Consider the following 9,798-nt stretch of genomic DNA (forward strand, 5'->3'; position numbering starts at 1 on the left):
AAAAAAACATTTATCACAGGCATTAACTCCTTGCAACTCCTATATCTCCTTTATTTTTTCTTATCCCTTATCCCGAATTGACGTAAAATGATAAAATTCGTATTTCAGAACCTGGAGCTTAGGGGCAAAAAACTTGAGACCTCTCTACGTTTCCCGTTCGATATTTTTGAAAAAACGACAACTCGTACGGAAGTGGCGGATAGGGTGGGATTCGAACCCACGGTACGGTTGCCCGTACGCTAGTTTTCAAGACTAGATCCTTAAACCACTCGGACACCTATCCGAGATAATACATATCAGACAAACTAAAGAAATTCAAGTATAAATGTTTATATAATACTATTATACAATATAAATTGTTGTAAGAAAACTTGAATATTTTTTAACTGACGTTTATACTACTCCCGTCATACATTTATACTGTTCTCATCATTTTATAAAAATAACTAACTATGATAAATTCACGCTTTTATAAGAAATCTGCCTCTTATAAATTATCAGAAATTATAAAGTTAATAGATGCTGAGATATCATGTTTCACTGACTTGTTAATCCATGATGTTAAATCTTTAGAAGAGGCTGATGTTGGTGATATAACTTTTTTAAGTAATAGCAAATATATTACCCAATTTCAAAACACTAAAGCTTCATGCTGCATAGTTCCAGAGAATTTTTTACAAGAATCTAACAATGGAACAATATTATTAAAAGTAAAGAATCCGTATTTCTTTTATGCAAAATTAGTGGATTTGTTCTATAGTAAAGCAAAGACTTATCCTAACAAAATTATGCAATCTGCCTATATTTCGGATTCTGCCACTATAGGAAATAATTGTTATATAGGACATAATGTTGTTATTGAAGATCATGTTGTAATAGGTGATAATTGCGTTATAGAATCTGGGACGATTATAGATTATGGAGTGGTAATAGGTAATAGAGCATTAATATACTCAAATGTTTCAATAAGTTACAGCATAATAGGTGATGATGTGGTAATATTACCTGGAGCAAGAATTGGACAAGATGGTTTCGGTTTTGCAACAGATAAAGGGGTTCACAAGAAAATTTTCCATACAGGTATAGTTAAAATAGGTAATAATGTTGAAATAGGTAGTAATACTACTATTGATAGGGGATCAATAAATGATACAGTGATAGGAGATTTATGTAGAATAGATAACTTAGTGCAGATAGGACATAATGCTATAATAGGAAGGGGGTCGATTATTGTTGCACAGGTCGGTATATCAGGTAGTACTACAATAGGGGCATATTGTGCTCTTGGAGGGCAAGCAGGACTAGCCGGACATATAGTACTGGGTGATAAAGTACAAGTAGCAGCAAAAGCCGGTGTTATAAAAGATGTTGAATCAGGAGTAACAGTTGGTGGATACCCTGCCGTATCGATTAGAGATTGGCATAAACAATCAGTAATTATGAAACAGCTTATAAAAAACGGAATATAGATGAAGATTAATATTATAGAAATAATGGAAATGCTACCTCATCGCTATCCATTTTTATTAATAGATAGGGTGCTAGAATTTAAGCTTAATGAATCAATTGTTGGCATCAAAAATGTTACTGTTAATGAACCACAATTTACTGGTCATTTTCCTACAAAACCAATAATGCCCGGCGTTTTAATTGTTGAGGCTATGGCTCAGCTTTCTGCTATTTTAGTAGCAAAATCAATGAATTACTCTATAAAAGATAAAGAGTTTTTCTTTATGTCTATTGAAGAGACAAAATTTCGTAAAATTGTTGAGCCAGGTGATACATTACATATTTATGCTAAAATAGAGCAAAATAGAGGTTCTGTTTGGAAATTCTCAAGTAATGCTAAAGTTGATGAGCAGATAGTTGCAGAAAGCAAATTTACGGCAATGGTTAAAAATAGGAATTAATGATGGGCTTACCAGCTATACACGCAACTGCCATAGTAGATCCAAGAGCTTCAATTGGTAAAAATGTCAGTATAGGCCCCTTTTGTACTATTGGATCAGAGGTGGTTTTGGCAGATAATGTTGAGCTAAAATCACATGTAGTTATAGAGGGGAAAACAAAAATTGGTGCTAATACAGTTATATATCCATTTGCTTCTATTGGTCAACCCCCTCAAATAGTTAAGTATGAGGGAGAAAAGTCAGAGGTTATCATAGGTAGTAATAATACTATTAGAGAATATGTAACTATTCAAGCTGGTAGTAAAGGTGGTGGGATGGTTACCACTGTAGGTAATAATGGTTTATTTATGGTTGGAGTACATATAGCACATGATTGTACCGTAGGAAATAATGTGATTTTTGCAAATTATGCTAGCTTAGGTGGTCATGTTAAAGTTGGTGATTATGCTATTATAGGAGGGCTGTCTGCTGTTCTTCAATTCGTACGTATAGGACAACATTCGATAATCGGTGGCATGTCGGCAGTGGAGAAAGATTTAATTCCATTTGGGCTAGCTATAAATGAAAGGGCATTTCTTAGAGGAATAAACTTAGTTGGAATGAAAAGACGTGGCTTTGATAATCAGGAAACGCTTGATACTATAAAAGCTATAGATGATATTTTTGTTAGCGAAGGTATTTTTACTGATAAAGTTGAGAAAGTTTCAAAGCAATATAAAGGTAACCATATTGTAGAACAAATTATCGCTTTTATAAAGCAGGATAGTACCAGAGTATTTTGTCAACCACGACAAGTCGATCATGATAAGGCAAATAGCTAAAATGTGGCAAATACACTCTTCTATTTTCAAAAATTGGATTCACAAAGTTTGGTGGTATTTGCGTACTCACATACAAAGAGTACGTTGTACTCGCTTCTTCTCCCTTGTTTATCGTTCCCACTCTTCAAATCCTTTGACTATAAAAAATGTGCATGACCCAAATATGCGTAAGGTAGATTTGTCCATAGCTTTACATTCTAATTTTTCTAATCCTTTTAGTATAGTGGGAATTATAGCAGGAAATGGTTTATTGCCAATCTCACTAGCTGAAAGTTTTATTACACAAGGAGGACAGTGTTATATCGCTGCTTTAGAAGGAGAAGCAGATCCGACATTATATAAGGATCTTACCCATCAATTTTTTAAAATTGGTATGGTCAAACCAATAATTGAGTATTTTCGTAAATATGATGTAAAAAATATAATTCTTGCTGGTGGTGTAAAACGTCCTAATTTAAAAGCAATTAAAGTAGATTTAATGGGTTCAAGGTTACTTGCTCGTATATTAAAACAAAAATTTTTAGGAGATGATAAACTTCTTAGTATAGTGACAGATTTCCTAGAAGAAAAAGGGTTTAACGTAGTTTCTAGTTATGAAATATTGAATGCAAATAATAGCATTAAGACCAGGATTGCTCCATCATCAATAGATAATACAGATATCGAATTAGGCATGAAACTATTAGATAGTATAGGACAGCTTGATGTAGGGCAATCAGTCATTGTTGATAATGGATATATTATAGGTATTGAAGCAGCAGAAGGTACAGATAATTTAATAAAAAGATGTTCGTATTTACGCAAAAATTCTACAGGTGGGGTACTTGTTAAAATGATGAAGAAGGGACAAGATACTAGAATTGATATACCTACAATAGGACCAGAGACAATAAATAATTTAGCTAGTTATGGTTATAAAGGGGTAGCAATACAGAAAGAGAAAGTGATTGTTATTGAGCTAGAAAAAACTATTGAACTAGCTAATAAATGTGGGCTTTTTATTGTAGAAAAATTAAATATTTATTAAAATGATTTGTGTGGGAATTACTGGTAGTTATGCTTCAGGAAAAACTTTTGTCTTAAATTATTTAGCTGATTTAGGATTTATGACTTTTTCCGCTGACGAATATATTAAGGATATCTACAAAAAGGCGGCAATACAAAATATAATTCTTAACTTACTGCCTGATCTAAAAATTTTTGATAAAAGAAAAATAGCAGAGCTAATCTATGCTAATGATTCATCAAGAAGAAAATTGCAAAATTTTATTCATCCATTTGTAGTGGAAGGTTTGTCTCTTTTTAAACGGCAAAATAATGATTCAGAAATTACATTTGCTGAGATTCCATTACTTTTTGAAGCTAAATTTGATAAATATTTTGATTTTTATGTTACAACATTCTGCTCGGAAGAATCTAGGTTAAAAAGGGCAATGTCTAGGGAAGGATTTAATTTAACAACTTATAATAAAATCGCACAGATTCAATTATCACAACAGATTAAAATAGCAAGAGCAGATTTTGTTATTAATACTGATGTTAATATAGTAGATTTAGATAAACAAATAACTCAACTAATACAAAAATTAAAATGCCGCAATTAAGAGAAGTAATTTTAGATACTGAAACAACTGGTTTATATCCAAAAAGTGGACATAGGATTGTTGAGATTGGTGCTATTGAAATGGTTAATAAAGTTCTAACCGGTAAGCACTTTCACTTTTATATTAATCCACAACGAGATATGCCAACAGAAGCTTATCGAATACATGGTATATCAGGAGAGTTCTTAAAAGATAAACCACTCTTTGCAGAAATTGCCGAGGAGTTTTTAGCGTTTATTAGTAACAGCCAGCTTGTTATACATAATGCAACATTTGATATTAAGTTTATTAATTATGAGTTGTCTTTGCTCAAAAGACCTAATACAGATTTTTTAGAACTTGCTAGTACTATTGATACTCTTGCTTTGGCTCGCAAGATGTTCCCTGGAATGAAGGCTAATCTTGACTCATTATGTAAAAGATATAAAATTGACAATTCTTCGCGTAAGTTGCATGGAGCCCTTAAGGATGCGGCATTATTGGCAGAAGTTTATGTTGAGCTTACTGGAGGTAGGCAGATAAGTTTTAACATTAATAGCAAAAAGGTACAAAATACAGATGAGCTGTTGGTTAGAACTACTATGGCAAATAAAAATAATACTATAGTTGTCAAACCAACTAAGGAAGAATTACAAAAACATAAAGAATTTTTGTCAAAAATTCTTTCTCCTATGTGGTTATAGAATTATATAGTTAATTCAGGAGAATTGGGTATAGTCAATTGATGAGAAGTTGGTGACGTCGTCACTAGTCGCTAGCCTATTACTTATAGGCGTCGCTCCATCGTTCCTGCTACCCAATTCCCCTGAATTGACTATAGCAGGAGCGATGGAGTACATAAGCGTTAGTTTAAGAAAACAATAATTGATAAACCGTCATTGCGAGGAAACCTTAGGTCAACGAAGCAATCTATTTCTATTCACTTTTTCTTGAATTGCCGCGTCGCCGCTTTTAGCGGCTTCTCGCAATGACGTTATCTGTAATTGTGAGACCACATAGTGGTCGCGGCAATCCACACTTAATGGATTGCTTCGTTGGCTTATGCCTTTTCGCAATGACGTTATCTATCATTGCGATACCATGTAATGGTTGAAGCAATCCATTGTTTATTAAACTAGGAGACTTACACCTCTTCGCTAATAGACAGCACGATGGGTGCTTATTCGGCACTAATTCAGGTTAATTGACTATAATTTAAATATATAGGTGCATAGGTGATGAGATATCAGCAGGAACGAAACCTAACTAAAGACCAAAAAGAAGCCATAGGATTATTCTCAGTTGGTACATTCCTAGAATATTTTGACTTAATGTTATACGTCCATATGGGGGAGTTTTTTAATGAGTTATTTTTTAAACCGACTGATTCTCATACAGCCTCTTTAATGAAGGCTGTGATCTTTTGTTCTACATTTATTTTTCGACCTATTGGTGCCTTAATATTTGGTTGGATAGGTGATAATATAGGGCGTAAATCAACAGTGATCATCACAACTTCTTTGATGGCTGTATCATGTTTTGTGATGGCTAATCTGCCTACTTATGCTCAGATAGGAAGTATGGCAGCTTGGATAGCGACAATTCGCCGTATTGTTCAAGGTGTCTCTGCCATAGTAGAGGTGACAGGGGCACAACTTTACTTAACTGAAACGATTAACCCTCCAGCCCAATATGCAAGTATAGGATTAATATGGGCTTTTTGTAGTCTAGGGTCATTAAGTGCTTTAGGGGTTGCCTCACTTGTTAGTTCTTATGATTTTAACTGGCGTTTGGCATTTTGGGCTGGCACAGTAATTGCATTGGTTGGTTTTGTTGCAAGAACCAAACTTAGAGAAGCACCAGAATTTGTTGATGCCCAATACCGAATAAAAAGAGTTTTTGAAAGAATTAATATAGATACAGCTATCTTAAAAGCCAATCCCATTTGGCAAGCAAAAGTTAATAAAAAAACACTACTAGCTTTCTTTTTATTACAATGTGTTGCACCGGTGTGTTTTTATTTTATTTATATACATTGTGCCAATATTTTAAAAACTAGCTTTGATTATACAATGCTTGATGTTATTCATCATAATTTTATTATCTGTATAATAGAGCTGTTAGTCATATTAGTATTATCTTATTTAAGCTTAAAAATGTATCCATTATTAATCCTAAGAATTATACTGATTATATCTGCTATTTTTATCGTATTTTGTCCGTATTTATTGAATCATGTTAATTCTCCTTACCAATTATTTCTAATTCAATCCGTTCTATCTTTATTGCATGAATGTTTAGGACCTGCTTTGCCCATTTGTTATAAAAGCTTTCCTATATTTAAACGTTTTATCTGTGCTAGCATGACATTTGCTTTATCTCGGGCTTTTATGTATGTCATTACCTCTTTTGGTTTGGTATATCTTGTTGAATATTTTGGTAATTGGGGATTATTGTTTATTATGATTCCTGCAATTATCGGTTTTGCTTATGGGCTATTGCATTTTGAAAAATTGGCAAAAGATTCTGGGAATTATAGTGAATTAACTTGAATTGGCAACGTTATAAATCCGATTAGTATTGAGCATCAGCGTCATTGCGAGGAGCCACTTTAGTGGCGACGAAGCAATCCATTTAACAGTTTTTTTGGATTGCTTCGTCGACCTTACGGGTTCCTCGCAATGACGTTTTTACCCTGTCATTCCCGCGTAGGCGGGAATCTAGACCCCTGCTTACGCAGGGGTGACACAAAAATGACTTGCTACGTCGCCGATTTTAGTGGCTCCTCGCTAATAGACAGCACGGTGAGTGCTTATTCGGCACTAATTCAGGTTAATTGACTATAGCTATAAATTTTATAATAAATTGATAATATAACGATGTTCAAACTTTTTTACGTATTTTTTAAATTATTTTTAATATTAGGGCTAATAGCTATTAGTGCTTGTATATATTTGTTGTATAATTACTCTAAGGATTTACCGGACTATTCACAACTTGCCGATTATCATCCACCATCGGTAACAAGAGTGTATGCCCAAAATGGAAAATTAATGGAGGAATATGCTTTAGAACGTAGAGTTTTTGTACCTATTAGTAGTGTGCCACGCTCTCTTATAGAGGCTTTTATTTCAGCTGAAGATAAGAATTTTTTTGAACATTCAGGAGTTGATATTATAAGCATAATTAGAGCAGCAATACTAAATATTTCTAATATTGTACACCACCGTAGAGTGGAAGGAGGGTCAACTATTACCCAGCAAGTAGTCAAGAATTTTTTATTAACCTCCGAGGTATCGATAGAACGTAAGATTAAAGAGGCGATTTTATCCTATATGGTCTCAAAAACCTTTACTAAAGATCAAATTTTGGAGCTATATCTTAATCAAACATTTTTTGGTAGGGGAGCCTACGGAGTTGCCATGGCTGCTCAAAATTATTTTAATAAATCTATTGACGATTTAACTCTTGCTGAATCAGCTTTTATTGCTGGGTTACCAAAAGCTCCATCAAATTTTAACCCGGAAAAAAATTATGCCAGGGTAAAAGAGCGTAGAGATTATGTCATTATGAGAATGTTGGAAGATGGTTATATAACGCAAGAAATAGCAAAAGAGGCAATAGATACGGCAATTATTTTACAAAAGCGGGATCGTAGCGAAACCGTTACCGCCGGTTATTATGCTGAGCAAGTGCGGGAAGAAGTTATTCGTAGAATTGGCAGTAAAGAATATTTTTATACCGGAGGCTTAACAGTCATTACCTCACTTGATGCTAATATGCAGCAAGCTGCAGAGAATTCTCTTAGAAAAGGTATAAGAGAATATGACAGAAAACATGGTTTTAGAGGAGTTATCACTAATATAGATATAAATAACTGGCAAGATAATTTAAATAAACTAACAAAGCCACCCGCCATTCTAGAATATCAATTGGCGGTAGTATTAAATGTTTCAGATAATCAAGCGGAAATTGGTCTTTGCGACTTGAGTAAGTCCAAAATAGCTTTATCAGAAATGAAATGGGCGAAAAATAACCTTAAATCTGCAAAAACTCTTTTGCAGAAAGGTGATGTTATAGTAGTCGAAAAAGTAAATGCTAATTACTCTTTAAGGCAAATTCCTACTGTTAATGGGGCTATTATGGTGATGAACCCTACAACAGGGCAGGTGCTTGCAAGTGTTGGTGGGTATGATTTTGCGGTTAGTAAATTTGATCGTGTTACCCAGGCTTTACGACAACCAGGGTCACTCAGTAAAACTTTCGTTTATCTGGCTGCTTTAGAAAATGCCATCCAGCCAAATAGAATTTTTGAAGATGGTCCAGTAGAGGTTCCACAAGGTCCTGGTATGCCAGTTTGGCGACCAAAAAATTATAAAGGGGATTTTTTGGGTTTAATTACTATGCGTACAGGTCTTGAGAAATCGCGAAACCTTATTACTGTCAGGGTAGCACAATCTATAGGACTAAACAAAGTTGCTGAAATAATCAAGCGATTCGGCATTAATAATGAGCCAAAGAGATTTTATTCTATGGTTCTTGGTTCGCTCGAAACCACGTTAAAAAAAATGATAACTGCTTATGCAATAATTGCCAATTCAGGGAAAAAAGTCACCCCACATTTTGTCGAACTCATTAAAGATCGTAACGGTAAAATAATTTATCGTAGAGACAATAGAGAATGTGAAAATTGTAGTGTATCTGATTCCCAGCTTACTGATAACGTATCACAGCCTATCTTGTCTCAACCAGATTGTCGAATGATTACCGATGAGGCAAGTGATTATAAGATTGTCTCATTTCTTACTGGAGCAGTTGAAAGAGGCACCGCAATAGCTGCAAAAAAACTTGGTAAGATTATAGCTGGTAAAAGCGGTACCACCAATGAGAGTATGGATACTTGGTTTATTGGTTTTACTCCCAAAATAATTGTTGGAACATATATTGGCTATGATACACCAAAAACACTTGGAAAAACTGCCACAGGGTCAAGTGTTGCCTTACCGATATTTATCGACTTTATGGAAAAGGCATATTCTGATATCCCTTCACTGGCGTTTAAAATACCAGAATCGATTAAATTATTACCAGTAAATCCACAAACCGGTAAAATTACCTCTTCTGGTAGTATTATGGAAGCATTCAAAACTCATGATATACAGATATTAGATTATCAACAAGAGACCCAAGATAATGATGATTTCCATAATATCTCACCTGAAAAAGATAATTCTCAGGAGGTATATTAGGCTCTGTGAACAAGATTTAAATTACTAGATTTCGACTCTTTTTAGCTGCAAATTATAAGATTTTTTTGAAATAGAACTAACTATTCCGGTAAAAATCTTATTAATTTTCGCTTAAAAATACTCAAAATCTAAACAATTAAAATTTTGTTCACAGAGCCTAGTACTACAGTTGTAGATTGAATGTGAGTGTTCACGGAAAAAAGGTTAAAGTATAAGATGTCATTGCGAGGAGGTT

9 protein-coding genes and 1 tRNA gene are annotated in these 9,798 nt (G+C 34.0%); 8 read left to right on the forward strand and 2 right to left on the reverse strand.

Features of this window, described 5'->3' with window-relative positions:
• Positions 1 to 193: 193 nt before the first annotated feature.
• Positions 194 to 283, reverse strand: a tRNA-Ser gene (locus tag RiCNE_RS04130).
• Positions 284 to 452: 169 nt separating this feature from the next.
• Here RiCNE_RS04130 and lpxD point away from each other — a divergent pair.
• From lpxD to dnaQ, 6 genes are all read left to right on the forward strand, one after another.
• Positions 453 to 1,469 carry a UDP-3-O-(3-hydroxymyristoyl)glucosamine N-acyltransferase gene (gene lpxD / locus RiCNE_RS04135; RefSeq protein ID WP_094649352.1) on the forward strand — a complete coding sequence of 339 codons (1,017 nt, stop codon included), beginning with the start codon at positions 453 to 455 and terminating at the stop codon, positions 1,467 to 1,469.
• A complete protein-coding gene (gene fabZ, locus RiCNE_RS04140) occupies positions 1,470 to 1,910 on the forward strand; it encodes a 3-hydroxyacyl-ACP dehydratase FabZ (protein WP_094649353.1) in 441 nt (146 codons plus the stop codon).
• A 2-nt stretch (positions 1,911 to 1,912) separates the two neighbouring features.
• Positions 1,913 to 2,731 (forward strand): acyl-ACP--UDP-N-acetylglucosamine O-acyltransferase, encoded by an 819-nt coding sequence (gene lpxA, locus RiCNE_RS04145; RefSeq protein ID WP_094649354.1) that lies wholly within the window; start codon positions 1,913 to 1,915, stop codon positions 2,729 to 2,731.
• Between the two features lie 163 nt (positions 2,732 to 2,894).
• The gene (locus RiCNE_RS04150; RefSeq protein ID WP_094649355.1) at positions 2,895 to 3,758 is read left to right on the forward strand and encodes an LpxI family protein; all 864 of its coding nucleotides are present in this window, start codon (positions 2,895 to 2,897) and stop codon (positions 3,756 to 3,758) included.
• 1 nt (position 3,759) lies between these two features.
• Positions 3,760 to 4,335, forward strand: a complete 576-nt coding sequence (gene coaE, locus RiCNE_RS04155) for a dephospho-CoA kinase (RefSeq protein ID WP_094649356.1) — start codon at positions 3,760 to 3,762, stop codon at positions 4,333 to 4,335.
• Positions 4,323 to 5,018, forward strand: a complete 696-nt coding sequence (gene dnaQ / locus RiCNE_RS04160) for a DNA polymerase III subunit epsilon (protein WP_094649357.1) — start codon at positions 4,323 to 4,325, stop codon at positions 5,016 to 5,018. Before coaE ends, dnaQ begins: the two co-directional genes overlap by 13 nt.
• Positions 5,019 to 5,033: 15 nt before the next feature.
• On the opposite strand, the gene RiCNE_RS04165 is transcribed toward dnaQ, so the two are convergent.
• Complete coding sequence (locus RiCNE_RS04165; RefSeq protein ID WP_239832678.1) at positions 5,034 to 5,135, reverse strand: palindromic element RPE2 domain-containing protein; 102 nt, start codon at positions 5,133 to 5,135, stop codon at positions 5,034 to 5,036.
• A gap of 417 nt (positions 5,136 to 5,552) precedes the next feature.
• On the opposite strand from RiCNE_RS04165, the gene RiCNE_RS04170 reads away from it, so the two are divergent.
• Together RiCNE_RS04170 and RiCNE_RS04175 are read left to right on the forward strand one after the other, a co-directional pair.
• A complete protein-coding gene (locus RiCNE_RS04170) occupies positions 5,553 to 6,866 on the forward strand; it encodes an MFS transporter (RefSeq protein WP_094649359.1) in 1,314 nt (437 codons plus the stop codon).
• 327 nt (positions 6,867 to 7,193) lie between these two features.
• Positions 7,194 to 9,563, forward strand: coding sequence for a penicillin-binding protein 1A (locus RiCNE_RS04175; protein WP_094649360.1), 2,370 nt, complete (start codon positions 7,194 to 7,196; stop codon positions 9,561 to 9,563).
• Positions 9,564 to 9,798 lie beyond the last annotated feature (235 nt).

It is taken from the genome of Rickettsia endosymbiont of Culicoides newsteadi (assembly GCF_002259525.1).
In the GTDB taxonomy this organism is placed as follows: domain Bacteria; phylum Pseudomonadota; class Alphaproteobacteria; order Rickettsiales; family Rickettsiaceae; genus Tisiphia.

Excerpts from the sequence above, each read along its gene's own strand:
- lpxD (WP_094649352.1), top strand. The coding sequence starts at position 453 with ATGATAAATTCACGCTTTTATAAGAAATCTGCCTCTTATAAATTATCA.
- fabZ (WP_094649353.1), top strand. The coding sequence starts at position 1,470 with ATGAAGATTAATATTATAGAAATAATGGAAATGCTACCTCATCGCTAT.
- lpxA (WP_094649354.1), top strand. The coding sequence starts at position 1,913 with ATGGGCTTACCAGCTATACACGCAACTGCCATAGTAGATCCAAGAGCT.
- RiCNE_RS04150 (WP_094649355.1), top strand. The coding sequence starts at position 2,895 with ATGCGTAAGGTAGATTTGTCCATAGCTTTACATTCTAATTTTTCTAAT.
- coaE (WP_094649356.1), top strand. The coding sequence starts at position 3,760 with ATGATTTGTGTGGGAATTACTGGTAGTTATGCTTCAGGAAAAACTTTT.
- dnaQ (WP_094649357.1), top strand. The coding sequence starts at position 4,323 with ATGCCGCAATTAAGAGAAGTAATTTTAGATACTGAAACAACTGGTTTA.
- RiCNE_RS04170 (WP_094649359.1), top strand. The coding sequence starts at position 5,553 with ATGAGATATCAGCAGGAACGAAACCTAACTAAAGACCAAAAAGAAGCC.
- RiCNE_RS04175 (WP_094649360.1), top strand. The coding sequence starts at position 7,194 with ATGTTCAAACTTTTTTACGTATTTTTTAAATTATTTTTAATATTAGGG.